We start from the raw sequence: 25,881 nt of genomic DNA, 5'->3' as shown, positions 1-25,881 counted from the left end.
ACGTGGGGGCCACCGCGATCGCGGTGGCCCCCACGTCATCGCGCACATCAGGTCACGGGCGTCCGGCGTGCGGGACCTCGACGCGGGTGGTCTGCAGTGTCGCGGCCAGGCCACCGAGCCGGTCGTTGTCGACCAGGCCGGGCGCGATACACAGCAGCAGGGTGCGGCCGTCGAAGCCGCCGAGCATGCAGGCGAAGATGTTCTGGCCCTCCGGGGCCTTGATCTCCTCGACGATCTCGCCGCCCTCGCGCACCCGGATGACCCGCGCGTTCTGCGGGTCCGCGGCCCAGATCAGGCCCTCGGCGTCGAGGCAGCAGCCGTCGAGGATCAGGTCCAGACCCGCCATGAGGGCATCGAAGGAGCTGAAGTCAGGCGCCTTCGACAGCTCCGCCCACACCCGGCGCTCGCCGAGCGAGCCGTCAGCCTGGATCGGGAAGGCGGTGTAGCGGCCCGCCAGGCCCTCGCCGACGATAAGTGTGCGGCCGTCGGCGGTGATCACCGAACCGTTGGGGAACACCATGTCCCTTGCCAGCACGCGGTGGTCGCCCTCGGGATCGATCCCGATCACGGCTGCCTTCGCGGGCGGCTCGCCCGCGAACGGGTCGAAGCCGAAGAAGCCGGCGTAGGCGTACCCGCGCTCGTCGACGACGAGGTCATTGAGGTCGCCACGGCAGTGTTCGGACACGTCGGCGTGCAGCGTGGTGGTGCCGTCCGCCGCGCGCCGGTAGATCCGGTGGTCCTCCTGGCTGACGTAGAGCAGGCTGCCGTCGGGCATGAAACCGAGGCCGGACGGCTGGTGTTCCAGGGCGACGACCTGCTCCTCCTTGCCCTCGGAGGTGTAGGTGAAGATGCCCTTGCGGTATAGGTCGGAGACCCACCAGAGGCCGTCGTGCCAGCGTGGCGCCTCGAAATAGGCGCCACCGGTGGCGAGTGTCTGCAGTTCGTAACTGGCCATGTGCTGTCTCCTCTGACAGTTCGGGGTGGGCGCGGGACGTGCGGAGGTGTCGCCGGTGTGGATCCGGGAGGTCAGCGGTCCGGCGCGGTGGCGCCGGCTCAGTCCTGCAGGCGGGCGCGGAGCAGCTGTTTCTGCACCTTGCCCGCGCTGTCGCGGGGATCGGGCCCAGGACCAGGGCACGCGGTGGCTTGTATTCGGCGATCAGCGCGCGGCAGCGCTCGCGCAGCTCGTCGAGGGTCGGGCGGGTACCGCCGACGATGACGTCCTTGATCCGGTCGACCAGGCGCATCGCCTGCCTCCACTTCGCGGGGGGATCGGCCGGGGACCCGGCGGTGTCAGGGGGGACCGAACGCGGCGGTGACTCCCTCGGCCAAGAACCGGGGACCGTGGACATACGCGGCGATAGCGGAGGCGTACCGCCTGCTGGCGTCGTAGTTCTGCGCCAGCCAGAGGCAGCCGATGTGACGCCACACATGCGACCACACCTCGAAGAACCGCATGACTTCCGGGTCCGGGGCCCAGTCGGCCGCCGCGACGTAGTGGCCGATGAACTCCTCCCATGGCAGCACCGGCTCGACAGAGGGCCGCAGGTACGCGAGCTCCTCGGCCGGGTCGCCGATGTGCGCCGCTTCCCAGTCGAGTACCGCGGTGACCGTCCCGTCCTCGATCAGGAGGTTGGAGAACGCGGCGTCGCCGTGGATGAGTGACCGGCGGGCCGGCGCGGCCGGGACATGCGCCCGCAGCCAGGCGAGCAGGGCGGCGAGGACGGGCTCGATCTCGATCCTGCGTTTGGCGAGGGTGCTCTCCTGCCAGGAGATCATCTCGTGCAGCTCCTCGGGGGTGCTGCGCGGCGACACAGGCATCGGCACGCCCTCGACGTCGAGCTGGTGCAGCCGCGCGTAGATTGAGGCGACCTCAAGGCAGACGTCCTTCGACACTCCCCTCGCCCCCCAAACGTCGCCGACGTTGCTCCCGGGCGCGCGGCGCGTCACGAAGAACGCCCCGCCCAACGCATTGTCCTCGGGCTCGATCCACATCGGCTCGGGGACCGGGAGACCCGCCGCGTACACGGCCCGGACCACCTCGAACTCCGGGGCGAGTGACCGGGCGCGCCTGCCGGCCGGTACCTGGCGCAGCACGATCTCCTGGCGGACGCCGTCGAGCGTGGCGGCCACCAGCAAGGTGCGCTTCGAGAAGCCGCCGAGGATGGCCCGCACCTCGTGCGCCTCGTCGGTGGAGCCGGGCCTGCGGGCCCGCAGGTAGGTGGTGACGTCCACGGGGGACACCGGCTTGTCACCCGCAGCGGGGGAGCCGGCCGACGGTTCGGCGACGCGGGTGTCGGCGGGCCGCATCGAGTCCAGCAAGCGGTGGATCGACTTGCGGAGCAGCCCGGAGCCGTCGGCGCCCGCGGACAGCCGGGTCACCTCGCGGGCCAGTTCGGCGGACGCGTCCTCGTCGACGTCCAGGCGCCCGCGCACCCAGGCCAGCAGGGCCGATGCGTGCTCGAGTCGCCCGGCGAGCCCGGCGTCGCCGATCTCCTCGGCGACCATGGCGAGCTCATCGGCCACGGAGGCCAGCAGGCGGCTGGTGACCGGGGGCAGAGACTGCGGGTCGGGGACTGACACGGGAACTCCGTTCGGCGGTGACGGTGCGGCGGCGAGGTTCAGCGGCGCCGGACGGTGATGCCTGCGGCCTCGCGGTCCCAGGTCCCTGCGGTCACGCCTTGCTTGCGGAGCTGGAACTTCAGGACCTTGTTGGTGGGGGTGCGGGGGAGTTCATCGCGGAACTCGATGTAGCGGGGGACCGCGAAGTGCGGGACGTGGTCGAGCGCCCAGCGGCAGAGCTCTTCCTCACTGAGGGCGTGTCCTTCGCGGAGGACCGCGGTGATCTTGAGGCAGTCCTCGTTTATGCCGTCGTCGGCGGCGTGGGCGGCGACTTCGCTGAGTGCGGGGTGGTTGAGGAAAGCGGTTTCGACTTCGAAGCTGGAGATGTTCTCGCCGCGGCTGCGCAGGTAGTCCTTCTTGCGGTCGACGAAGAAGAGGTAGCCGTTCGCGATGCGGCCGTAGTCTCCGGTGTGCATCCAGAGGTTGCGCCAGACTTCTGCGGTGGCTTCGGGGCGGCGCCAGTAGCCGACGAACATGATGTGTGGTTTGCGGGGGCGGAAGGCGATCTCGCCCATCTCGCCGTCGGGCAGGATGCGGTCGTCCTCGTCGAGGATGACGACCTCGTAGTCGTCCGCGATCCGCCCACAGCAGTCCTCTGGCATGGAGTCGTCGCCGAATCGCGACATGGCCAGCCGCACGCCCTCGGACAGGCCGTAGTTGTGACCGTCGGTGAACTCGACGCCGAACCGGTCCTGCCAGACCTTGCGCAGCGCGGGCGGGAACGGCGCGCCCACCACCGAGCGGAGTTGCCCGCGGCAGCGGTGCATCTCGGGGGTGTCAGGTGCGTTCGCGACAAGCGGGAAGATGGAGGCCATCAGACGGGCCTGGGTGGCGCCGGAGCGTTCGATCTCGGCCCAGAACCCTGAGACGGAGAAGCGTTCGGAGATCGCGACCCTGGCCTGGGCGAGCAGCCCGCTCAGGGCCACGTCGATGGCGGCGACGTGGAAGAGCGGCAGCGGCGTGTACATGACGTCCCCGGGCAGCGGGGGCACCGCCTGGTTCGACTGGCGGCCCTGGTTGAGGATGAAGTTGTAGCTGATCATGCAGCCCTTGGAGACACCCGTCGTGCCGGACGTGTAGATCAGCATCGACAGGTCGCCGGGCTGGGCGCTGATCGGGATCGGCGTGTCGTCCGTGCCGCGGTGGTCGTCGAGGGCCTCAATCGGGACCGCGCACGCCGGCGCCTCACCTGTGGCCGGACCGCGGCGCAGCACGAGTCGCAGGTGGGGGAGATCGGCGCTGATCGCGGCGACGTCACCGATGTAGCGCGTGTCGGCGACGACGATGGTCGCAAGGGAGTCGTCGATCGGGTGGCGTAGGAAATCGCCCCGGTAGGCGGTGTTGAGCGGGACCCAGAGACCACCCGCCTTGTTGATCGCCAGCCAGCTGACGACTTGGTCCATCGAGTTGTCCAGGAGGGTCGCGACGGTCTGGCCGGGCTCGAGCCCGAGCCGGATCAGCTCGTGAGCGAACCGGGTGGCCAGCCGTTCGGTCTCGGCGTAGGTGTACAGGTCGCCCGAGAAGTCGAGGAAGACCTGGTCGGGGACCACCGCGACCGCCCGGGCCAGGGCGTGCAGCGCCGTGTCGGTCTGTCGATCCTGCTTGGTCGGACCTGACTCCGGCTGCGGCATGAGAACCTGCTCCACCATCAACCTCCTCGTGCGATGTCGGTCAAGGCCCGCTCGAGCATCGAACGGACGGTTACCGGCGAGCAATTGTTGACCAGCTCGTCTCAGAATCTATCCCTCGCTACGGGGCCTGTCTACGCTCGTTTTCGCGAGACGAGGCTGCTCCCCGCGTCGATCTCGCCGGGCAGTGGAGGAACGGTCGTTCACGGTCGCGTAGCGTGGAGCCAAACGTCCCGATCCGGAGGTACATCCATGACGGTCACGAACGCCGAGGTCTGCGGCACCGGTCCGGACACGGCCGCCCTTGGGCGGCTGCTTGACGGGCGGTGGAGCTGCCGCGGCTTCCTCGACGACGCGGTGCCCCGCCCCATCATCGAGCAGGTCCTGGATCTGGCCCGGCGCGCGCCCTCCTGGTGCAACACCCAGCCCTGGCATGTCGTGCTCACCGAAGGAGAGGGTACCGAGCGCTTCCGGACGGCCCTGTCGGCGCATGCTGCGTCCGCGCCACTGGCGCCGGACTTCCCCTTCCCAAAGCGTTATGCGGGCAGCTACGACGCGCGCCGGAAGGAGACAGCCTGGCAACTCTACGAAAGCGTCGGGATCGAGAGGGGAGACCGCGCGGCGTCCGCGGTGCAGGCGGCGAAGAACTTCGCGCTCTTCGGCGCCCCCCACGCCGCGGTGATCACCACCGAGGCCGATCTGGGCGTGTACGGCGCGGTGGACTGTGGGATCTACGTCGAGACGTTCCTGCTGGCCGCGCAGAGCCTTGGTCTCGGCGCGATCCCGCAGGCCGCGCTGGCGGCGTACAGCCCCTTCATCCGCGAGTTCTTCGGCCTGCCCCAGAACCGGCTGGTCGTCTGCGGGATCTCGTTCGGCCGGCCGGACCACGACCACCCGGCCAATTCCTTCCGCACCCGCCGGGTCGAGGTCCCCGAGACCGTGACCTGGGTGGACTGACGCGCACTGCCGGTGGCCTCCGCCTCGTTGGGGCCGCCGGCCGCCGCCGTCAGGCCTGCACCGCGACGCCGCTCTCGATCAGCGCGTCCACCTCGGACACGCCCCACTCGGTGAGCGCCCGCCTGGTGTCGGCCCCCGGTGCGACCGGGGCCTGCGGGACCGGTGCGGGAGTGCGGCCGAAGCGCGGCGCGGGTGCCGGCTGCGGGACTCCCCCGATCTCGACGAACGTGCCCCGCTCCGCCAGTTGCGGGTGGTGCCGTGCCTCGGTGAGGCTCAGCACCGGCGCCACGCACGCATCTGTGCCGTCGAAGACCTTCGCCCACTCGTCGCGGGTCCGGGTGCGCAAGACCGCGGCGATCTCCTCGCGGAGGGCCGGCCACGCCGCGGCGTCCCGGCGCCTGCCCTCGTCGGGGTCCAAACCCAGCAGCGTCATGAGCTCCGCGTAGAACTTCGGCTCGATCGCGCCGACGGCCATGTGGCGGCCGTCGGACGTCTCGTACACGTCGTACCAGGGCGAACCGGTGTCGAGCATGTTCACGCCGCGCTCGTCGCGCCACATGCCGGCCGCCATCATGGCGTGCAGCACGGTCGTCAGCGAGGTGGCGCCGTCCACGATCGCCGCGTCGACGACCTGGCCCTTGCCGGAGCCGGTCGCCTCGAAGACGGCGGCCAGCACCCCGACGACGAGATAGAGCGAGCCGCCGCCGAAGTCGCCGACCAGGTTCAGCGGTACCGCGGGCCCCTCGCCTTTGCGGCCCATCGCGTGCAAGGCACCGGTCAGGGCGAGGTAGGTGATGTCGTGGCCGGCCGAGGCGGCCAACGGCCCGTCCTGGCCCCACCCGGTCATGCGGGCGTAGACCAGCCGCGGGTTGCGGGCCCAGCAGTCCTCGGGCCCCAGCCCGAGGCGCTCCGTCACGCCCGGCCGGTTCCCCTCGATGAGCACGTCGGCCCGCGCCACGAGGTCGAGCACGGCCCGCGCCCCCTCGGGGCGGCGCAGGTCAAGCACGACAGAGCTGCGACCGCGGCGCAGGGCGTCGAGCTCGGGCGGGATCGCCGTCCCGCCGGTGCCGCTCGGGCGGTCGACACGCAGGACCTCGGCTCCCAGGTCGGCCAGCAGCATCGACGCGAAGGGCCCGGGGCCCATGCCCGCGAGCTCCACCACGCGCAGCCCGGCCAGTGGTCCGGTCGTGTGGCTGTGGGTCATGTGTCGCCTCCAGGGAGCGGGATCGCCCGCTCGTCGCGATGGGGATCCGGTGCCCTGCCGTTTGCGCGCACCGCGTAGCGATCGTCGTCCCCTGGGCGGAGGATTGTCAACGATCGTTCACCGCCCAAGCCTCATCGGCTACTGTCGTCGCCATGGACACTACGTCGGAAGTGATGGGGGAGCGCTCACGGCTGCGTGCGGCCGCCGCCCTCCGCAATCTGGGACACGCGATGGTCGCGCACCGGGCGGACGACGCGGTGCTGGAACGCGTCGCGGACCTCGCCGACGAGCTCGCTGTCGCGGTCATGGGCGGCCCCCTCGTCGAGCGGACCGTCGCGGACGAGGTGGCGCGCCTCGCCGAGCCCGTGCCACCGGACGGCGCCGTCGTCGACCACGGCGTCCTGTGCCCGGTCTCGGGGCACGCGAACCCCCTCGGGCTCGCGATGACCGCCCGGCGGGTGGGCGACGCGGTACACGCGACGGTCACGCTCGCCGCCGCCGCCGCCGGCTCGCCCGGCATCGCGCACGGCGGGGTCGTCGCCGCGCTCCTCGACGACGTCATGGGGTTCGTCCTGGACTCGCTGCAACGGACGCCCGGCTACACCGCCAGGCTCGAGGTCCATTTCCGTAAGCCGGTGCCGGTGGGAGTCCCGCTCGGCGTCCGCGGCCAGATGCGCCGCAGGGACGGACGCAAGCTCTTCATCGACGCGGTCGTGGAGCAGCACGGCACGACGCTCGCCGAGGCCGAGGCGTTGTTCCTCGCGATCGATCTCGACACCGCGGCCGCCCTGTCCTGAACTTCCCGGCCCAGCCGACCGGCCTGGACGCCGGCCGATGTGACCGACCTCGCATTGACACTAAATCTTTGCCCACATTATATTGAGCCTTACAGTCTCAATATAGGTGGATGCCGCCACGCGGTGCGGGTGGCCGACAGCGCCGCATGTCCGCCCGGCGGGAGACCTGCCACCCGTGAGTCGCTCCGCGTCGCCCTGCCCGCGTGGGCGGGGGGTGCCGCGCGTTCCGTGGAGAAGGGGAAGTCAGTTGTCCGAATCGGTCGTGACCCGCAGCAGACAGCCGCAGTCCGAGAGCGAACCGGACGGGGATCGCGAGCTCCGTGCGGCCCTCGAGGTCGCGAACATCCCGACGCTGCTCCTTGTCCTGACGCACCTCACCGGTGACCGGAAGTGGCTCGCCGACCCGTACACGCCCCGGCGCGGCAAGCCGTTGAGCGACAACGACACCGCGGGCCTGTCCGAGGAACTGCAGACCGAGGTACGGGACGCTGCCCACGCGGCCATCTTGGACGACGAGGCCGGCAGGCTCGTGCCGGTCGACCTGGCTCCGGAGCAGGTCGCCGAGCTGCTGTCGGTCGCGCTCGTCGAGGAGGTGCCCGCCGAGTACGGGCCCCTGCTGAGCGAGGAGATGGGCCTGATCTCGCGTGACATCGAGATCCCGCGGGCCCGCGAGGGCTTCAAGGTGGTCATCATCGGCGCCGGTCTGTCCGGGCTGTGCACGGCCTTCAAGCTGGAGGCCGCCGGGATCGACTACGTCATCCTGGAGAAGGACGGCGACCTGGGCGGCACCTGGCTGGAGAACGTCTACCCGGGCTGCGGCGTCGACACCCCGAGCCACTTCTACGCGTTCTCCTTCGCGCCCAACTCGAAGTGGTCGCGCTACTTCGCCAAGCGCCCCGAGGTGTTCGCCTATCTCTCCGAGCTTGCCGACCGCTACAACGTCCGCCACCGGATCCGGTTCGGCGCCGAGGTCGTCCGGGCCGACTACGACGTGTCGTCGGCGTCGTGGACCGTGCGGATCCGCGACGCGAAGGGCCGGGCGGAGGAGCTGACCGCTCCCGTCCTGGTCAGCGCTGTCGGCATGGTGAACCGGCCTTCGATCCCGCCGATCGCCGGGCTGGACCGCTTCGAGGGCCCGATGATGCACACGGCCGAGTGGCGGCAGGACGTGGACCTGCGCGGCAAGCGGGTCGCGGTGATCGGGACCGGTGCGAGCGCGATGCAGTTGGTCCCGGCGATCGTCGACGAGGCCGAGCGGGTCATGGTCTTCCAGCGCTCGAAGCAATGGGTGGTGCCGTACCCCAACTACCACTGGAACGTCCCCGAGGGCGTGCGCCATCTGATGGACCGGGTCCCGCTGTACGCCCGCTGGTATCGGCTGCGCACCTTCTGGAACTTCGGCGACCGGCTGCACGAATCATTGCAGATCGACCCCACGTGGCCGCACCAGGACCGATCGATCAACGCCACCAACGAAAAGCACCGGGTGTTCCTCACCAAGCACATCACGCGGGAGCTCGGCGAGCGCGCCGCCGACATGCTCGACGACTGCCTGCCGGACTACCCGCCCTACGTCAAGCGCCCGCTGCTCGACAACGGCTGGTTCCGCACGGTGGCCCGCGACGACGTCGACCTGATTACGGAGGCCGTGGCCGAGACGACCGAGAACACCGTGATCACCGCGTCGGGGGAGCGCTTCGAGGCGGATGTCGTGGTGCTGGCGACCGGCTTCAAGACCCTGCAGTTCTTGTGGCCGATGGAGATCCGGGGCGCCTCGGGCCGGACCCTGCGCGAGCAGTGGGGCGAGGACGACGCCCGTGCCTACCTCGGCGTCACTGTACCGGACTTCCCGAACTTCTTCATCGTCAACGGGCCCAACACCAACGCCGGCCACGGCGGCAGCGCGATCATCGCCACAGAGCTCGAGGTCCGGTACATCATGCAGGCGATCAAGCACATCGTGGAGGCCGACCTGGCCAGTACCGAGGTGCACGAGGACGTCTTCCGGGAGTACAACGACGAGCTCGACGAGGCCCTCTCGCAGGCGATCTGGTCGCACATGAAGGCGACCACCTACTACCGCAACGGCAAGGGCCGCGTGGTCGTGAGCAGCCCGTGGAAGTACATCGACTTCTGGCGACGCACGAAGAAGTTCAACCCAGAGGACTACATCGACGTGCCGGCGGAACACTGAGTCGTGAGTCGGCAATTCGCGGCGTAAGTCCGCGTGGACGTTTGCCCTGGAAACTCTTTCCGCTCATGAGCTCTGACCTGCGTAACCAGTGATCACCGGCGGCCGTGCCGTGGGTCGCCGCTGAAGGGAGCTTTAGGCCGTGTCCTTTGGATCAAGGAACTGGGTCCCCGAGCCAGATCTTGATCGAGGCTACGTCGATGGTGCCCTGGTAGATTCGCTCGCGCTTGTCGAAGCGCATGGCCACGGCACGGAAGGCCTTGAGTTTGCCGATGCAGCGTTCGACGGTGTTGCGCTCTTTGTATCGGTCGACGTCGAACGCCGGTGGCCGGCCACCCTGGCGACCCTTCTTCAAACGGTTGGCCTGCTGATCCCTCTTCTCCGGGATGACCCCGCGGATGCCGCGTCGCCGCAGGTAGGCGCGGTTGCCGCGCGAAGAGTACGCCTTATCGGCCAGGGCACGCGCGGGCCTTCGGCGAGGCCGGCCACGGCCGCGACGGAGAATGCGAATGGACGCCATCACCCGGATGAAGTACGGGCTGTCGCCCTGCTGCCCGGCGCTGGTGAGCCGGGCGACGGGCCGGCACCGCCGATCGGCGGCCAGATGGATCTTCGTGGTCAGGCCGCCACGAGAGCGCCCGAGCCCTTCACGGTTCTTGGCCGATTCGTGATCTACGCCGTCCCCTTTACCGGGAAGTCCGCGGGCGGCAGGTGATGCGCCCCGGCCGCGTGATGATGCGCACGGACGACGGTGGAGTCGACACCGACCGTCCAGTCCTCGCCTTCGGCTTCGTCGCATCCCGCCCGCAGCCGATCCAGGATCACCGCCCAGGTGCCGTCCAATGACCAGCGGCGATGCCGGTTGTAGACCGTCTTCCAGTTTCCGTAGCACTCGGGCAGGTCCCGCCACGGGCAGCCGGTCCGGGTCCGGAAGAAGACCCCGTTGATCACCGGCCGGTGATCGGCCCAGCGGCCGCCCTGACGCGGATTGACCGGTAGCAGTGGCGACAGCCGTTGCCATTCCTCCTCGGACAGGTCATGACGATTCAGGCGATCATCCACCGTACTGATCTACACCAAATCACCATCAAAGATCTACAGGACACGCCCTAGGGCGCGGTCGATTGCGGCGTCCACGTCGAGACGTTCCTGCTCGCGGCGCAGAGCCTGGGCCTCGGTGCGATCCCGCAAGTTGCGCTCGCCGCCTACGTGTCATTCATGCCGAGTACTTCGGGATGCCGGAGGATCGGCTACTCGTCTGCGGTATCTCCTTCGCCTGGCCTACTCCCGGACACCCCGCCAACGATTGCCGCATCGGCGCGTCGAGGTGGGCGACACCGCGACATGGATCGATCATGTTGCGTGCGGTGGCTGAGTTTGCTCGTGGGGGAGAACACGCCGATCACATGAATCGTGGCGTGCGCTTCTCAGCGAAGGCGTTGCGGGCCTCCTGGAAGTCCGGTCCGTGCTGTGCCACTCCCTGCGCACGGGCCTCGGCGTCGAGCTGATCGTTCAGGCCGCTGCCGAGCCCTCGATACAGCAGGTGCCGGGCGGCGCCAACCGACGACGACAGCGCGGCCAGCGAATGCGCCAGGGCCACGGTCCTCTCGCGAACCTCGACGGCCGGTATCACCTCGTTGACCAGGCCCCAGGCCAAGGCTTCGTCCGCGGTGACCCGGCGGCCGGACAGCATCATCTCTGCGGCGCGGCCAGTCCCCACCACTCGCGGCAGCAACCATGTTGATCCGGCGTCCGGTACCAGGCCGACCTTGACGAACGACAGCTGGAAGGACGCGGTATCGGCGGCCACACGGAGATCGCACGCCAGTGCCAGCGACACCGCGGCTCCGGCGGCGATACCGTTAATCCCGCCGATCACCGGAGTCCTCATCGACGTCATCGCCAGGATCAGCGGGTTGTAGAACTCGCGGATGACGGCTTCGGCGTCGCTGGGACCGCCGCGCAGGTCCGCTCCTGAAGAGAACGCGCGGCCGGCGCCGGTCAGCACGATCGCACGGATGTCGTGGTCTTCGTCGAGCGCGGCCAGCGCCTGCCGCAGCTCGGCCAGCAGGGCGTGGCTCAGCGCGTTGAGCCGGTCCGGGCGATTAAGCGTCACCACTGCCACCGGCTCGTCCCGTTCGATGAGTAGCGCCTTCTCGGTGCTCTCGGCGGACATGTCGTGATCTCCTTTGTGCAACGTCGGGGCGCCTGTGCGGGGCAGGACTGTACAGCGAGCCGGAGTCACGTGCCGCGGGTGGTCAGACACGGATGGACGGCGGCCTCGGTGAGATTCGGCACGGGGCGACGCACGCGTCTGTACCACGAGGACTCCTGCCCATTTGTCTCTAGTAGTGCCGCTGCGGCATCGGTGACGGCCGAGAAGTCGATCTCCCTGCTGGGGTGGCCGGGCGATCGAGTGCCGTCGCCGGTCCGGACGCGATCCTCTCGGCCGGCCTCGCGTGCTGCGCTCCTGACATCGTGGCGACTCTCCAGTATTTTCATTCGATCGGTCTCAATATTGTCACACGATGCGCTGTCGTGTCGGGCTGTCTCAAGACAGGTCGTTGGCACCGGGGCCTGCGCGATTCCTACCTGCGCAGGATCGGCTGGCGGGCCATCGTGCTGCGCGCGGACGGCAGCGCCCTGGTCGTCGGCCCGTCCGCCACGACCGAGCCGACCCTGCTGGTCACGCCCGGCATGACGCCCCACCAGGTCGTCCTGGTCCGGGTCGCGCTGGGCAGACCAGTGCGTGGCGCTCAACGTGCAGGGCCCCGCGGGGACGTGGGACACCGGCGCGTTCGTGGCCGTCGAGGAGCGAAAGGCCGGGCCCGTGTCAGCCGGCGGGGCGGGCGTCGAGGAGCTTCTCCAGGCGCCGCACGACTGGGCGCCAGGAGGAGGGCACGCTGTAGCGGCTGACGCTCCTGCCGTTGTAGGTGAGGGTGTACTCGTACATGTCCGCGCCTGGCGGCGCGGTCTGCGAACGGCCCAGGCTCAGCCGTTTCAGCTCACCGCGGAGCTTGCGCGTGTCCGCCGCGGACAGGCATCGCCTGATCGCCGGGCCGGTTCTATGGACGACGCGGGCGCAGCCGTTGGTGTAGACGGTCACGTGGTCGTCGACGCCGGCGAAACCGCCCTGCCGCTGCAGCTTCACGAGGGACGTCGCCTTCTGCCGGACGGCCCGCCGCGCCTCGTCCGCCGCGGCCGCCGTCGCCGCCGGAGACGGCACCGCCCCCGCGACCATCGCCGGGACGAGCACGGACATCACCGCGATACGCCAGGTCCTCATGACCCATAGACGTACCCGCGGGCCGGTCGGCTCACCGGCGTGAAATAACCCGTGCGGCCCGCCGTGTTCCAGCCCAAGCAGACGCATACGGCGAAGACCAGCTGAGGAGAGATGACGATGGCGGACAAGCCGGTGCTGACCCCGGGACCCGATCACCCCATCACGGTCGAACGCAACCCCGCCCGCGTGGTGGTCACCGTCGGCGGGCGCGTGCTCGCCGACACCACGGACGCGCTGACGCTGCGCGAGGCGAACTACCCGCCCGTCCAGTACGTCCCGCGCAAGGACGTCGACATGGCGCGGCTGGAACGCACCGGCCACGCGACGTACTGCCCCTATAAGGGTGACGCGTCCTACTACAGCATTCCGGACGGCGGCGGGCGGTCGGTCAACGCGATCTGGACCTACGAGACGCCCTACGCCGCGGTCGCCGAGATCGAGGGGCACCTGGCCTTCTACCCCGACCGCGTCGACGCGATCGAGGAGCGTCCCGCGCAGGGCTGAGCGGACGGCGTCACGCCCGGGCGAGCCCGGGGTAGAGCGCGTCCACCTCGCCCGACAGCTTCGCCTTGACGCCACGGCTGACCTCGACGGCGAGGATCTCCGGCCTGCCCTCCTCGACCCCGTCCAGAGCCCGGGCCGAGACGTCGGAACGGAATCGTTGATCCTTACCGGATACTCTCCAGGATGGTCGCGTTGGCGAGGCCCCCCGCCTCGCACATGGTCTGCAGGCCGTACCGCGCGCCGCGGCGGCCCATGGCGTGGACCAGGGTGGTCATGATGCGGGCGCCGCTCGCCCCGAGCGGATGCCCGAGCGCGATGGCGCCGCCGTCGGCGTTGACCTTCGCGGGGTCGGCGCCGGTCTCCTGGAGCCAGGCGAGCACGACCGAGGCGAAGGCCTCGTTCACCTCGAACAGGTCGATGTCGGCGAGCGTCAGCCCGGCCCGGCGCAGCACCTTCTCGGTGGCCGGGATCACGCCGGTGAGCATGAGCAGCGGGTCCGAACCCGTGACGGCGAAGGAGTGCAGCCTCGCCAGGGGACGCAGCCCGAGCCGGGCGGCCGTCTCACTGGTCGTGATGAGCAGCGCGGCGGCGCGCAACACCGGCGCCCCGCGCGACATCCTGGCCGCCCGCCTGCGGCACCTCACCGAGGGCGGCGTCCTGGAGAAGACCCTCTACAGCACCCGCCCGGCCCGCCACGAGTACCGCCTGACCGACGCCGGCCGCGAGCTGGAGCCCGTCCTGCACCTGCTGCGCCAGTGGGGCGACCGCCACCTCGCCGACCGCCCGCCGATCGTCGTGGAACACTCCTGCGGCACCGACCTCGACCCGGTCCTGGTGTGCCGCACCTGCGGCGAACCCGTCACCGGCGGCTCCTGCCGCGTCCACTTCCAAATCCCCGGCTGGACCTACACCGGCGCCGTCCCCGTCCAGGACCTTTCGGACGACCGGCCTGCGGAGCCATAACTCTTCGACCCACGCGTCCGGCCCACTGACCTACCCCCGAGCCGCGGATGCGGCGGCCCAGGTAGTCGCGGAGTTCTCGAACACTCATTCGCCCGGTCCGGTCATCCGCTTCACGAAGAACGCCCGCTTTTGCGTCACGCCCGGCGGGAAACTCCGCCTGCCGAAGATCGGGGACGTGGAGGTCCGCTGGTCGCGCTCCCTGCCCGCCGACCCGTCCAGCGTGACGGTGGTCAAGGACGCGGCCGGACGGTACTTCGCCTCGTTCGTCGTCGACGTCGAACAGCGGCCCCTTGCGCCGGTCGAGTCCGAGACAGGGATCGACCTCGGGTTGGGGCACTTCGCGGTCCTGTCCGACGGACGGAAAATAGACGCCCCGCGATTCCTGCGCCGGGCCGAGAAGAAGCTCAAGAAGCTCCAGCGGGCGCTGTCCCGCAAGGCCAAGGGGTCGGCCAGCCGGGCCAAGGCCCGGCGGAAGGTCGCCCGGCAGCACGCGAAGGTCGCCGACGCGCGCCGCGAGTTCCACCACCGGCAATCCACTCGGATAGTTCGCGAGAACCAAGCGATCTACGTGGAGGACCTGGCCGTGGCGGGACTGGCGCGCACCCGGCTGGCCAAGTCCGTGCATGACGCGGGCTGGTCATCCTTTGTCGGCATGCTGGAGTACAAGGCCGCCCTGTACGGGCGGGTCTTCCACCGGATCAACCGGTGGTTCCCCTCCTCGAAGCTGTGCTCCGGGTGCGGGACTGTCGCCGACAAGATGCCGTTGGAGGTCCGGGAGTGGACCTGTGCCTGCGGGGCGGTCCACGACCGGGACGTCAACGCCGCACGTAACATCCTGGCCGCCGGGAGGCGGCAGGTCGCCGCTGGACGGAAACCCGCGCCTGAGACGGGCGGGAAGCGGAGACCCAAAACGCCTGTGGAGACCCGTAAGACCCCCACCCCCGCGCCCCGGCGCGGTGCGAAGGGTACGGTCGAGGCAGCAGGAAGCCACCGAAGTGCCGCCGCGTGAGCATGTGCGGCACAGGCGGAACCCCGGGCTTCAGCCGGGGAGCGCGTCAAATGATCGTGCTCGCGAAGGTGAGGGCCTGTTCCGCCCAGAGCCTCGGTGACAACGGTCGGACCCCGGAGACGCGCGCGTACGTCCGGGGCGGGGGCGACCGGCCGTTCGAGGGACGGATCCCGGACAACGCCTCCTGGGACCTTCACGGTCTCATCGGCGTGAACTATCAGCTCAGCCACCTGGCGATTCAGGTGATCGCGGAGCGGTATGGCGAGCAGAAGATGGTCGCCTTCGTGCTCGCGCACTACCGGGGCCAGGGGGCCGACGCGGCGCTCACCGAGGTGCTCGGCATCGAAAGGCAGGACTTCGAGCGTCAGTGGGCCGAATACGTCCGTGCCAAGTTCGCGTGATCCGTCGGAGGCCGCCGTGCCTGAGCCGTGCCTATGGCCTCGCTTCGCTCGGCTGGTTCGGCGACGGGGTGCGGCGATCTCCAGATGTGCTCCAGGGGCGGAATATCGGGCCCCCGCGCGCCCCGGATCGGGGTTTCGGGAAGGGCGCGCGGAACGCCGGGCGGCGGCGGGGAATCCGGCATGTGACCGGCGAGTGTCGGTTGCGGCCATGCCGTGACCGCTAAGCGTGACGAAACGGGTTCAGAGGGCGCTACCGTTTACGGAGTGGAGGACATCGATCGCCGTATCGTGACGCTGCTCGCCGCAGACGGGCGGATGAGCTTCACCGATCTGGCCAGGGAGACCGGCCTGTCGGTCTCCGCCGTTCACCAGCGGGTGCGCAGGCTGGAGAAGCGCGGCGTCATCAGGAGCTACGCCGCGCTGATCGACCACGAGGCGGTCGGCCTTCCCCTCACGGCGTTCGTGTCGATCAAGCCCATCGACCCCTCCGCCCCCGACGACGCGCCCGAGAAGCTGGAACACCTCACCGAGATCGAGGCCTGCCACAGCGTCGCGGGGGACGAGAGCTACATCCTGAAGGTGCGCGTGCGGTCGCCGAACGCGCTGGAACTGCTGCTGCAGCAGATCCGGGCGGTGGCGAACGTCGCCACACGCACGACGATCGTGCTGAGCACGCCGTACGAGTACCGCACCCCGGACCTCACCGGGGGCGCCTCCTGAGCGGAGGCGCCCCCGACGGCCCGGCGGTCAGGGGACCGGTGCCGGGATCGGCTCGCTGAAGCTCTCCCGCAGCCGGCGCGCCGCCTCCGGGCTCGCGCCGAGCCGGTCGAGGCCGAGCAGCGCCGCGCCGACGATCGGCGGGACGTCCGCGACCAGCAGCGTCGCCGACGGCGCCTGGGCGGCGTACCTCCGCTCGATCAGCCCCATCAGCAGGGGGTGGCGCGCGGTGAGCACGCCACCGCCGAGGACGACCTCGCACGGCCGCTCCAGCAGGCCGAGGCGGCGCATCGCCACCACGCCCATGACCGTCACCTCGTCGGCCTGGCGTTCCACGACCCCGCGGGCGACGGCGTCCCCCTCGGCCGCCGCCGCCAGCAACAGGGGCACGAGTCCGTGCAGCACGTCGGACGGCAGCTTGCCGAGGTGGATCCCGAGGACGACCTCCTCGACCAGCCGGGTGCCGAAGTGGCCGCGGACCACGTCGAGCAGCAGCGTCGCCGGGCCCCGGCCGTCCTCGGCGCGGACGGCGTGCCACAGGGCCTCCTCGCCGAGGCCGTAGCCGCCGCCCCAGTCGCCGCTGAGCCTGCCGAGGGCGGGAAAGCGGGCGACCTCGCCGGTGGGCGAGACCCCGACCGCGTTGATCCCCGCGCCGCACACCACCGCCACGCCCCACGGCCGGGACGCGCCCGCGCGCAGCAGCGCGAAGGTGTCGTTGCCGACCACGACGTCCGCGCCGTAGCCCCGCGCGGAGATCTCCTCGCCGAGCAGCCGTTCCTCCACGGGCAGGTCGGCACCGGCGACGTACGCGGACACCAGGTCGGCGTACGGCGTGGCGGCGGCGTCGCCCAGCATGCGCCTGACGGTCTCGCCGATGACGTCGATGGCGGCGGGGACGCCCGAGCTCTGCGGCGTGAACCCGGGGCCCCGCTCGCGCGCGAGGAGCGTTCCGTCCTCGGCCACCAGCGCGACGTCGGTCTTGCTGTTGCCTCCGTCGACCGCCAGGACGGTCTTCACGCGGCTCCGCCTTTCTGGGTCTCCCCGATTCCGGGCGCCGGCGCGCCGTCCAGCCCGGCCTGTGGCATGGTCGTCACGCCCGCACCGCCCACGGAAGGTGGGCGCGGTTGGCCGCGATCAGGCGCTCGGCGAGGTCCGCCGACACCGACGCCTGCCCGATCAGCGGGTGGGCGAGCAGCGCGTCGGTCACGCGGCCGGCGCCGCCGTGCAGCGCGGCCTCCAGCGCGAGGTTCTCGTACGCGGTGACGTGGGCGATCAGCCCGGCGTACAGCGGCTCGACCGGGTCGACGGGCAGCGGCGTGGCCCCGGTGGCGCCGATCCGCGCGGGGACCTCGATCACCGCGTCGCCGGGCAGGAACGGCAGCGTACCGTCGTTGCGCAGGTTGACGATCTGCGTGTCGCCCCGGTCGTTGACCAGCGAGGAGATGAGCGCGACCGCGGACTCGGAGTAGAACGCGCCGCCGCGCTTCTCCAGCAGCGCGGGCTTGGTGTCGACGGCCGGGTCGGCGTACATGGCGAGCAGCCTCTCCTCCATCGCGGCGACCTCGGCGGCCCGCGAGGGCTTGGAGCGCTGCTCGGCGACCACCGCGTCGTGCTCGTAGAAGTACCGCAGATAGTACGACGGCACGACGCCGAGCCTGCGGATCAGCGCCGGTGGCAGGCCGATGTCGCCGGCGATCTGCTCGCCGTGGTCGGCGAGCAGCTTGGGCAGCACGTCCACGCCGTCCAGGTACACGGACCGTTCCCACGTCAGGTGGTTGAGGCCCACGTGCCCGAGCGAGACGCGCTCGGGGGCGACGCCGAGGTTGGCGGCGAAGCGCCGTTGGAAGCCGATCGCCACGTTGCACAGGCCGATCGCCCGGTGCCCGGCCTGGAGCAGGGCCCGGGTGACGATGCCGACGGGGTTGGTGAAGTCGACGATCCACGCGCCGGGCGCGGCCTTGGCGACCCGCTCGGCGATGTCCAGCACCACGGGAACGGTCCGCAGGGCCTTGGCGAGGCCCCCGGCGCCGGTGGTCTCCTGCCCGACGCAGCCGCACTCCAGCGGGAGCGTCTCGTCGACGTCGCGCGCCGCCTGCCCGCCGACCCGCAGCTGGATGAGGACGGCCTGCGCGCCGGCGGCGCCGTCCTCGATGGTGGTGGCCGTGCTCACCGTGGCCGGGTGCCCGGCCCGCGCGAGCATCCGCGACGCCATGCCCGACACCAGCGACAGCCGCCGCTCGTCGGGGTCGATCAGCGTGATCTCCGACAGCGGCAGTTCCTCCCGCAGGCGGGCGAAACCGTCGATCAGTTCAGGCGTGTAGGTGGAGCCGCCCCCGACAACGGCCAGTTTCATCATTTGACTCCCGTCAGCTTGACGCCCTCGATGAACGCCTTCTGGGCGAAGAAGAACACTATGATCACCGGTGCCATGGCGAGCAGGGTGGCCGCCATGGTCAGGTTCCACTGGACGCGGTGCACGGCTCTGAAGGAGGCCAGGCCCACCGACAACGTCCAGTGGGAGGTGTCGGTCCCCGCGTACAGCAGGGGCCCGTAGTAGTCGTTCCAGCAGTAGAAGAACTGGAACAGGGCGACGGCCGCGATCGCGGGTTTGGCCATCGGCAGGATGACCCGCACCAGCGTCCCGAACTCGCCGTAACCGTCGACGCGGGCGGCGTCGGAGTACTCCTTCGGGATCGTCGCCAAGAACTGCCGCAGCAGGAAGATCGAGAATGCGTCGCCGAGCAGCATCGGCACGATCAGCGGCCACAGCGTGCCCGTGAGGTGGAAGCGCGCCCACAGGATGTAGATGGGCACGGCGACGACCTGCGGCGGCAGCATCATCGTGGTGATGACCAGCAGGGTCGCCACCTTGCGCCCCGGGAAGCGGAGCCGCGCCAGCGCGTACGCCACCGGGATCGACGAGATCAGCATGAACACGGTGGCCAGCACCGCGTACATGAGCGTGTTGAGGATCCAGGTGAGCAGCGGCGCCTTCTGGAAGATCTCGGCGAAGTTGCCCCACTCCCAGTCCTTCGGCCACAGCTGCGAGGTGAGGGCCTGGTGGTCGGTCATGACGGCGGTCAGCGCGATGAACACCAGCGGGCCGAGGAACATGATCGACAGGGCGACCGCGATGGCGTGGGTGGCGATCCAGTTCAGCGTGGCCCGCCGGCGCGGGACGCGCGTACGGCCGGCCGCCTTGCGCGCCCGGGAGGCGGGCGCGAGGGTGAGGGTCATGCGTCCTCCTCGCCGAGGCCGCGGAACTGCCGCAGCAGGAACAGGGTGAACACCATCGACACCGCGAACAGGATGAGCGCCAGAACGCAGGCGTAACCCATGGCGAAGTCGCGGAACCCCTGGTGGAAGAGCCACTCGGGGAAGGTCAGGGTGGACTGGTCGGGGTAGCCGGGGGTGAACACCGACCCGGCGGAGTCGGTGGAGCCCGAGGCCACGCGGGCGGCCACCATGGCCTGGGTGAAGTACTGCAGCGTCTGGATGACGCCGGTGACGGCGGCGAACATCAGCACCGGCCGGATCACCGGCAGGGTCACCCGGAAGAACTGCTGCCAGGGCCCGGCCCCGTCCAGCGCGGCGGCCTCGTAGAGCTGCTTGGGCACGTCCAGCAGCGCGGCCAGGAAGATGACCATCAGGTCGCCGACCGACCACAGCGCGAGCAGGGTCAGCCCCGGCTTGGCCCAGGCCGGGTCGCCGAACCAGTCCGGGGACGGGATGCCGATCGCCGAAAGGATCGTCGGGACCGGGCCGGTGCCCGGGTTGAGCAGGAAGACGAACCCCAGCGTCCCGGCGACCAGCGGCACCAGGGACGGCAGATAGAAGATGGTCCGGAACACCCCGACGCCCGACTTCAGCTTGGTGACGAGCTGGGCGACGCCGAGGCCGAACAGCAGCCGCGCCGGGACCATCACCACGACCAGCCACAGCGTGTTGCGGATCGAGGTCCACGCCGCCTCGTCCCGCAGGAAGTACTCGTAGTTGAGCAGGCCGACCGGCTCCAGGGTGAACAGGTCGTAGCGCTGGAACGAGAAGTAGACGGTGGCGATCAGCGGATAGGCGAAGAAGACCCCGAATCCGACCAGCCACGGGGACAGGTAGAGCAGCGCCCGCAGGGTGGGACGGTGCCGGCCGCCGACCGGCACCGCCTTCCTTCGACGCCCGAGCGTCGTCGCGGCCATGATCAGCCGCCCGCCGTCAGCTTGAGCTTGTCGTTGATCTTCTTGTCGACGTCCGCGAGCAGGGCGTCCAGGTCCTTGGCACGGCCGGACTCCCAGTTGTTCTGGGCCTCCTGCAGCGTCTGCTGGTTGAACGCCGAGTTGATGTGCGCGGGCAGGGTGCTGCTGTTGGGGTTGGCGAAGATGTCGAGGAACGTCTGGAAGTTGGCGTCCTTGTCCAGCTTCGGCGACTGCAGCGCGGGCAGGGTGCTCGGCACGTTGCGCAGCGCGTTGGACAGCGTCACCAGCGCGTCGGTGTCGGTGGTGAGGTACTTCACCAGGTCCCACGCCGCCTCGGGGTGCTTGGCGCCGCGCGGGATGCCGACGACCGTTCCGGCGATGAAGCCGCTGCCGTAGAGCTGGGGCTTGTCGTCGGCCACGGGCAGCGGGGCGGTGCCGTAGTCGAGGTCCGGCGCGTCGGCGGCGATCATGGCGTTGCGCCACTCGCCGTCGATGGCCATGGCGACCTTGCCCTTCATGAAGGGGTTGTCGGCCGAGAACTCGTCGCCGAAGGTCTTGCGGAACTTCTCCAGCTTGTCGTACCCGAACCAGTCGACCAGGCCCTTCTGCCAGGTCATGAGCTGCTTCCACGCCGGGTCGGCGCCGATGGCCGAGGTGCCGTCGGGGTTGGTCCACTTGGCGCCGACCATCGGGCCGGTGTGGATCGGGACGTTCTCGTACATCTGGGCGCTGGGGTTGAAGCCGGCGACCTTGATGGTCCCGTCCGCGTCGCGCACGGTGAGCTTCTTGGCCAGGTCGGCCAGCTCCGACAGTGTCTTGGGCGGCTGGGCACCCTTCATCAGCTTCTTGTTGTAGTAGAGGCCGTAGGTGTCGGCGAGCATGGGCATCACGCACCGCTTGCCGTCGTACTCGGTGTACTCGGCGATCACCTTGGGGAAGATCGACTCGTCGATCTTGGCCGCGGCGAGGTACGGCTCCAGGTTCTGGAACAGGCCCGTCTTGCAGAAGGTGGCCACGCTGTCGGTGGTGAAGGACAGCGCCACGTCCGGCGGATTGCCGCCGCGCACGGACTGGATGATCTGGTCGTCCTGGACCGCCTTGGTGGTGTTGACGGTGATCCAGGGGAACTTCTGCCTGAAGCCGGCCAGGGCGTCCTCGAACGCCTTGATCTCGTTGTCGGCGGAGAAGCCGTGCCACATGGTGATGGTCACCGGCTCCTTGCCAGGGGTGCTTCCCGCGGACGGCACGCCGGGCGCGCTCTCGGTTCCGGCCGTGCAGGCGGTGGACGCGAGTAGGGCCAGACCTGCCGCCGCGGCGAGCAGCAGAGGTGATTTCACGGAATTCCTCCTAAGGGTGGTCGGTGATCAGGAGGTCGCACGAGGGGCGGCGGGAGCGCGCGGGTCCGGGGAATCCGGGGGAAGGCGGCAGGAGGGGTCAGGAGGGGTCGGGAAGGGCGGACGGGACGGTGGAGCTGAAGATCTCGTCGCGGGTCGTGGCGAGGGCGAGGCCGAGCGCGCCGGTCAGCACGGGGTTGCCGTCGACGCTGGAGACCCGTACCGGCGGCCGGGGGAAGGTGAGCAGGTGCAGTTCCTGCTCGACCAGTTCGGCCAGGAGGTCGCCGCCGGCGAGCAGCATGCCGCCGGTGAGCACGACGATCTCGGGGTCGACCACGGCCGTGATGGGGGCGAGGCCCATGGCCAGGCGGGCGGCGACCTCGCGCAGCGCCTCCCGGGCGCGTTCCGCGCGGCCGCTTCCGACGGCGGCGTCGCGCACGGCGTTGCGGACGGCCTGGGCCGGCTCGGTGCCGCGGACGCCGTGCGAGCGCAGGAGCTTCAGCACGGCAGGGCCGCCGACGAGGGCCTGGAAGCCGTGGTCGCCGCGCTTGCCGGTCTCGCGGGAGGTCGGCGCGCCGACGGTGGGCATGTAGCCGACCTCGCCGGCACCGCCGGTCGCGCCGCGGTGCAGCCGGCCGCCGAGCACGAGCGCGGCTCCTATGCCCGCGTCCGCCCACAGCAGGATGAAGTCGGCGTGGCCGCGGGCGATGCCGTGGGCCTGCTCGGTCAGCGCGACGAGGTTCACGTCGTTCTCGATGTCGACCGGCACGCCGAGCCCGTCGCGCAGGGTTCCGACGAGGTCGGGGATGTGCCAGCCGGGGATGTGGGCGGCGTAGCCGAGGCGGGCGGTCGCGGGGTTGACGGCGCCCTGGATGCCGATCACGATGCGATGGAGGGCGGCGGGGTCGATGCCGGCCTGCAGGCACGCCCCGTTGACGGAGGCGCGCACCCGTTCGACGACGTTGCCGGCGCTACGGCCGGGGGTGGGCAGGATATGGTCGGCCAGGACGGCGCCGGTGATGTCGGCGGCGCGGGCGGCGATGCGCGCGGGCGTCACGTCCAGCGCGACGACGTGCGCGGCGACGGGGTTGATCCGGTACAGCTCGGCCGTGCGCCCGGGAAGTCCTTCGCGGATGCCGTCCAGCACGACGAGGCCGGCCTCCTGGAGGCGTATGAGCAGCTGCGAGGCCGTGGGTTTGGACAGGCCGGTGAGGGCGCCGAGCTCGGGGCGGGTCAGGGGCCCGCGTTCCAGCAGCACCTGCAGCGCGGCGCGGTCGTTGATCGCGCGCAGCAGGCTGGGCGTTCCCGGCTGCGAATTCGTGTTCATACCGCCCAATACTCCTCACCACACGGACAGTCCCCGGCGCAAGTTAGGAAAGATTACTAACTCACTAGGACCGTACCGCCACGCCCCCGACCAGGGTCAATAGGCTCTACCAAGCTGTGACCAGGTTGGTAGCACCCCGCTGACGTGCGGCGATCGCCCGCCGGGGGAGTCCGCCCCCGGCGGAGGGCATGCGCGACGGTGAACGGAGCGCGATCGGCCGGGATCGGAGTGGGAAGGGAGAAAAGGGCCCGTGTAACAGAAAAGCCGCCTCGGGGGGCGGCGATGGAAATCGGAGCGCGAGGGGCGATCTGCTATTCTGAGCCCTTGTCATCACAATGAACACAAATAGCAATGCAAGCCCGGAGTTTCACATTACTATCAATGATAATGAAGCAGGGACTACCCGTCAAATCGAGCTCGCCAGGGAGCAGCGTTACGTCGCCGGCCTGTACGAGCGGCTCGACCTGCTCCGGGCACGCACACGAAAGCAGCTCGACGGCGTGCTCGCCCAGGGCGGCGGAGGAACCCACCAGAACCGCTCCGAGCGCGACACCTTCGCCGTCATGTACTCCGAGCGCCTCGCGCGGCTGTGGGCCGTCGAGAACGGCCTGTGCTTCGGCCGCCTCGACCTGGCCGAGGAGAAACCCCTCTACATAGGCCGCCTCGGCCTGTCGGACGACGAGCAGACCCGGCTTCTCATCGACTGGCGCGCCCCCGTCGCCCAGCCGTTCTACCGGGCGACCCCGGCCGAGCCCATGGGCGTCACCCGCAGGCGCCACCTGCAAACCCGGGGACGGCGCGTCATCGGCGTCGACGACGACCTGCTCGACCTCGACCGGCTCAGCGACGACGACCGGGCCACCCTCAACGGAGAGGCCGCCCTGCTGGCCTCCCTGGGCGAGAAGCGCACCGGGCGCATGCGCGACATCGTCGCCACCATCCAGGCCGAGCAGGACCGCGTGATCCGCTCCGACCTGAACGGCGTCCTGGTCGTGCAGGGCGGGCCCGGCACCGGCAAGACCGTCGTGGCCCTGCACCGCGCCGCCTACCTTCTCTACACCCACCGCGAGCGGCTGGCCCGCCGCGGCGTGCTCATCGTCGGCCCGAACCTCACCTTCCTGCGCTACATCGAGCAGGTCCTGCCCTCGCTCGGTGAGACCGACGTCCTGCTGTCCACCGTCGGCGAGCTGTTCCCCGGCGTCACCGCGACCGACCGCGAGCCCGACGACATCGCCGCCGTCAAGGGCGACGCCCGCATGGCCCAGGTGATCGCCCGCGCCGTCCAGGACCGCCAGCGGATGCCCCGCAGGCCCATCGACATCGACCTCGGCCGGTACACCCTGCGCCTCGACCAGCGCGTCTGCGAGACGGCGCGAAGCCGCGCGCTGCGCAGCAGGCGCCCGCACAACCAGGCAAGGTCGGTCTTCGTCCGCCAGGTCCTCGGCGCGCTCGCCAAGCAGGCCGCCAAGGTGCTCGGCCGGGGCATGCTCGACGAGTCCGACCTCGCCGACCTGCGCGAGGAACTGCGCACCGAGCCCGCCGTCAAGTCCGCGCTCAACCGCCTGTGGCCCTACCTCACGCCGCAGCAGCTCCTGCTCGGCCTGTACGGCTCCCGTGAGCGCATGGAGTACGCCAGGCTCGGCGCGGCCGAGCGCGACCTGCTGTTCCGCGCGCCGCGCCCGGGCCGGGTCCAGTGGACCGAGGCGGACGTGCCGCTGCTGGACGAGGCCGCCGAACTGCTCGGCGACATCGACCCGATGGTGGTGCGCGCCGCCGCGATGCAGGCCGAGGAGGAACTCGCCGCCGCCCGCCGCGCCGAGGAGGCCGAGCGCGACGCCGAGCTGACCTACGCCCGCGAGGTCCTCGAACTGACCGGCATGTCGGACATCCTGGACGCCGAGCGGTTCGCCGCCCGGCACCGCGACGACGAGATCCACCTCACGACCGCCGAGCGCGCCGCCGCCGACCGCACCTGGGCCTACGGGCACATCGTCGTCGACGAGGCGCAGGAGCTGTCGCCCATGGCCTGGCGCATGCTCATGCGCCACAGCCCCAACCGCTCGATGACCATCGTCGGGGACATCGCCCAGACCGGGTCGGCCGCCGGCGCCACCTCCTGGAAGCAGGTCCTGGACCCGTACGCCGCCGGCCGCTGGCGCGCGGAGACGCTGAGCGTCAACTACCGCACCCCGGTCGAGCTGATGGCCGTGGCCGCCGACGTCCTCACACTGGTCGGGCCCTCCCTGCGGGCGCCGGATTCGGTGCGCGAGACCGGCACCCGGCCGTGGTCGCGCCGCGTCGGCGACCTCGGCGAGCTCGGGCCGATCGTCTCGGGGGAGGTCGTCGAGGGCGGGCGCCTGGTCGTGATCGTCCCCGCCGGCCGGGCCGCCGAGCTCGGGGAGGCCGTCACCTCCTCGGTGCCCGGAGCGGTGGCCGGGCAGGGCGCGGACGCGCTGGAGGCCCCCGTCGCCGTCCTGACCGTCGCCGAGGCCAAGGGGCTGGAGTTCGACGCGGTGATCGTCGCCGAGCCCGGGGAGATCCTCGCCGAGTCCCGGCACGGCGCCGGTGATCTGTACGTCGCCCTCACCCGCGCCACCCAGCGGCTCGGCGTCGTCCACACCGGCCCGCTGCCCGGGATCCTCTCCCGCTGCGAGCCCGTCCCGGCCCCCTGACCGCCGTGGCGTGCGCCCGATGGTCGCGCAGCCCCGGGCGGATGGTGTAGGCAGGTCGGGCAACGAAACGCACGGACGTTCA

General features: G+C 70.5%; 21 protein-coding genes and 2 pseudogenes. 9 read left to right on the top strand and 14 right to left on the bottom strand.

What is annotated here, in order from left to right:
- Positions 1-52: 52 nt before the first annotated feature.
- The 3 genes from AB0M95_RS32335 to AB0M95_RS32325 all read right to left on the bottom strand — a co-directional run bounded on the left by AB0M95_RS32335 (position 53) and on the right by AB0M95_RS32325 (position 4,268).
- Positions 53-955, bottom strand: coding sequence for an SMP-30/gluconolactonase/LRE family protein (locus AB0M95_RS32335; RefSeq protein ID WP_363772818.1), 903 nt, complete (start codon positions 953-955; stop codon positions 53-55).
- A 335-nt stretch (positions 956-1,290) separates the two neighbouring features.
- On the bottom strand, positions 1,291-2,580 hold the full coding sequence (locus tag AB0M95_RS32330; RefSeq protein WP_363772815.1) for a phosphotransferase family protein: 1,290 nt from the start codon (positions 2,578-2,580) through the stop codon (positions 1,291-1,293).
- Between the two features lie 38 nt (positions 2,581-2,618).
- On the bottom strand, positions 2,619-4,268 hold the full coding sequence (locus AB0M95_RS32325) for an AMP-binding protein (RefSeq protein ID WP_363772812.1): 1,650 nt from the start codon (positions 4,266-4,268) through the stop codon (positions 2,619-2,621).
- A 231-nt stretch (positions 4,269-4,499) separates the two neighbouring features.
- Between AB0M95_RS32325 and AB0M95_RS32320 the strand changes: the two genes are divergently transcribed.
- On the top strand, positions 4,500-5,204 hold the full coding sequence (locus AB0M95_RS32320) for a nitroreductase (RefSeq protein WP_363772809.1): 705 nt from the start codon (positions 4,500-4,502) through the stop codon (positions 5,202-5,204).
- A 49-nt stretch (positions 5,205-5,253) separates the two neighbouring features.
- On the opposite strand, the gene AB0M95_RS32315 is transcribed toward AB0M95_RS32320, so the two are convergent.
- Positions 5,254-6,408 carry a CaiB/BaiF CoA-transferase family protein gene (locus AB0M95_RS32315; protein WP_363772806.1) on the bottom strand — a complete coding sequence of 385 codons (1,155 nt, stop codon included), beginning with the start codon at positions 6,406-6,408 and terminating at the stop codon, positions 5,254-5,256.
- 152 nt (positions 6,409-6,560) lie between these two features.
- Between AB0M95_RS32315 and AB0M95_RS32310 the strand changes: the two genes are divergently transcribed.
- Positions 6,561-7,205 (top strand): PaaI family thioesterase, encoded by a 645-nt coding sequence (locus tag AB0M95_RS32310; RefSeq protein WP_363772803.1) that lies wholly within the window; start codon positions 6,561-6,563, stop codon positions 7,203-7,205.
- A 262-nt stretch (positions 7,206-7,467) separates the two neighbouring features.
- A complete protein-coding gene (locus tag AB0M95_RS32305; RefSeq protein ID WP_363772800.1) occupies positions 7,468-9,399 on the top strand; it encodes an NAD(P)/FAD-dependent oxidoreductase in 1,932 nt (643 codons plus the stop codon).
- Positions 9,400-9,550: 151 nt separating this feature from the next.
- Here the strand turns inward: AB0M95_RS32305 and AB0M95_RS32300 are convergent.
- From AB0M95_RS32300 to AB0M95_RS32290, 3 genes are all read right to left on the bottom strand, one after another.
- A protein-coding gene (locus AB0M95_RS32300) for an IS5 family transposase (RefSeq protein ID WP_363772838.1) occupies positions 9,551-10,467 on the bottom strand; the annotation gives its coding sequence in 2 pieces (ribosomal slippage) (positions 9,551-10,108 and positions 10,111-10,467; 915 coding nt in all).
- A 331-nt stretch (positions 10,468-10,798) separates the two neighbouring features.
- Entirely contained in the window at positions 10,799-11,572 is a 774-nt protein-coding gene (locus tag AB0M95_RS32295) for an enoyl-CoA hydratase-related protein (protein WP_363772797.1), read from the bottom strand.
- Positions 11,573-12,229: 657 nt separating this feature from the next.
- Positions 12,230-12,682 carry a hypothetical protein gene (locus tag AB0M95_RS32290; protein ID WP_363772794.1) on the bottom strand — a complete coding sequence of 151 codons (453 nt, stop codon included), beginning with the start codon at positions 12,680-12,682 and terminating at the stop codon, positions 12,230-12,232.
- Positions 12,683-12,799: 117 nt separating this feature from the next.
- Here AB0M95_RS32290 and AB0M95_RS32285 point away from each other — a divergent pair, with 117 nt between their 5' ends.
- Positions 12,800-13,186 (top strand): DUF427 domain-containing protein, encoded by a 387-nt coding sequence (locus AB0M95_RS32285; RefSeq protein ID WP_363772791.1) that lies wholly within the window; start codon positions 12,800-12,802, stop codon positions 13,184-13,186.
- Positions 13,187-13,350: 164 nt separating this feature from the next.
- Here the strand turns inward: AB0M95_RS32285 and AB0M95_RS32280 are convergent.
- A pseudogene (locus AB0M95_RS32280) lies at positions 13,351-13,776 on the bottom strand (steroid 3-ketoacyl-CoA thiolase); the annotation flags it as partial.
- On the opposite strand from AB0M95_RS32280, the gene AB0M95_RS32275 reads away from it, so the two are divergent.
- From AB0M95_RS32275 to AB0M95_RS32260, 4 genes and pseudogenes are all read left to right on the top strand, one after another.
- Positions 13,760-14,149 (top strand): helix-turn-helix domain-containing protein, encoded by a 390-nt coding sequence (locus AB0M95_RS32275; protein WP_363772788.1) that lies wholly within the window; start codon positions 13,760-13,762, stop codon positions 14,147-14,149. The pseudogene AB0M95_RS32280 and the gene AB0M95_RS32275 overlap by 17 nt on opposite strands.
- 103 nt (positions 14,150-14,252) lie before the next feature.
- Positions 14,253-15,158 (top strand): annotated as a pseudogene (locus AB0M95_RS32270) (transposase); the annotation flags it as partial.
- Between the two features lie 50 nt (positions 15,159-15,208).
- Positions 15,209-15,559, top strand: a complete 351-nt coding sequence (locus AB0M95_RS32265; protein ID WP_363772785.1) for a hypothetical protein — start codon at positions 15,209-15,211, stop codon at positions 15,557-15,559.
- A 264-nt stretch (positions 15,560-15,823) separates the two neighbouring features.
- Positions 15,824-16,279, top strand: coding sequence for an Lrp/AsnC family transcriptional regulator (locus AB0M95_RS32260; protein WP_114033716.1), 456 nt, complete (start codon positions 15,824-15,826; stop codon positions 16,277-16,279).
- 27 nt (positions 16,280-16,306) lie between these two features.
- Here the strand turns inward: AB0M95_RS32260 and AB0M95_RS32255 are convergent, their stop codons facing one another.
- The 6 genes from AB0M95_RS32255 to AB0M95_RS32230 form a co-directional block, all read right to left on the bottom strand.
- Positions 16,307-17,293, bottom strand: a complete 987-nt coding sequence (locus AB0M95_RS32255) for a BadF/BadG/BcrA/BcrD ATPase family protein (RefSeq protein WP_363772782.1) — start codon at positions 17,291-17,293, stop codon at positions 16,307-16,309.
- A 73-nt stretch (positions 17,294-17,366) separates the two neighbouring features.
- Complete coding sequence (locus AB0M95_RS32250) at positions 17,367-18,632, bottom strand: 6-phospho-beta-glucosidase (RefSeq protein ID WP_363772779.1); 1,266 nt, start codon at positions 18,630-18,632, stop codon at positions 17,367-17,369.
- Complete coding sequence (locus tag AB0M95_RS32245; RefSeq protein WP_363772776.1) at positions 18,629-19,513, bottom strand: carbohydrate ABC transporter permease; 885 nt, start codon at positions 19,511-19,513, stop codon at positions 18,629-18,631. Before AB0M95_RS32245 ends, AB0M95_RS32250 begins: the two co-directional genes overlap by 4 nt.
- The gene (locus AB0M95_RS32240; RefSeq protein ID WP_363772773.1) at positions 19,510-20,469 is read right to left on the bottom strand and encodes a sugar ABC transporter permease; all 960 of its coding nucleotides are present in this window, start codon (positions 20,467-20,469) and stop codon (positions 19,510-19,512) included. The genes AB0M95_RS32245 and AB0M95_RS32240 overlap by 4 nt, the downstream gene beginning before the upstream one ends.
- A gap of 2 nt (positions 20,470-20,471) precedes the next feature.
- Positions 20,472-21,803, bottom strand: a complete 1,332-nt coding sequence (locus AB0M95_RS32235; RefSeq protein ID WP_363772771.1) for an extracellular solute-binding protein — start codon at positions 21,801-21,803, stop codon at positions 20,472-20,474.
- 97 nt (positions 21,804-21,900) lie between these two features.
- Positions 21,901-23,127, bottom strand: a complete 1,227-nt coding sequence (locus tag AB0M95_RS32230; RefSeq protein ID WP_363772768.1) for an ROK family transcriptional regulator — start codon at positions 23,125-23,127, stop codon at positions 21,901-21,903.
- 335 nt (positions 23,128-23,462) lie between these two features.
- On the opposite strand from AB0M95_RS32230, the gene AB0M95_RS32225 reads away from it, so the two are divergent.
- Positions 23,463-25,799, top strand: coding sequence for an ATP-binding domain-containing protein (locus AB0M95_RS32225; RefSeq protein WP_363772765.1), 2,337 nt, complete (start codon positions 23,463-23,465; stop codon positions 25,797-25,799).
- Positions 25,800-25,881: the final 82 nt, after the last annotated feature.

This window comes from Sphaerisporangium sp. NPDC051017 (genome assembly GCF_040683095.1).
GTDB lineage: Bacteria > Actinomycetota > Actinomycetes > Streptosporangiales > Streptosporangiaceae > Sphaerisporangium.
Note: the sequence above shows the minus strand (reverse complement) of the source record. Positions and strands in the feature narration are given on the sequence as shown.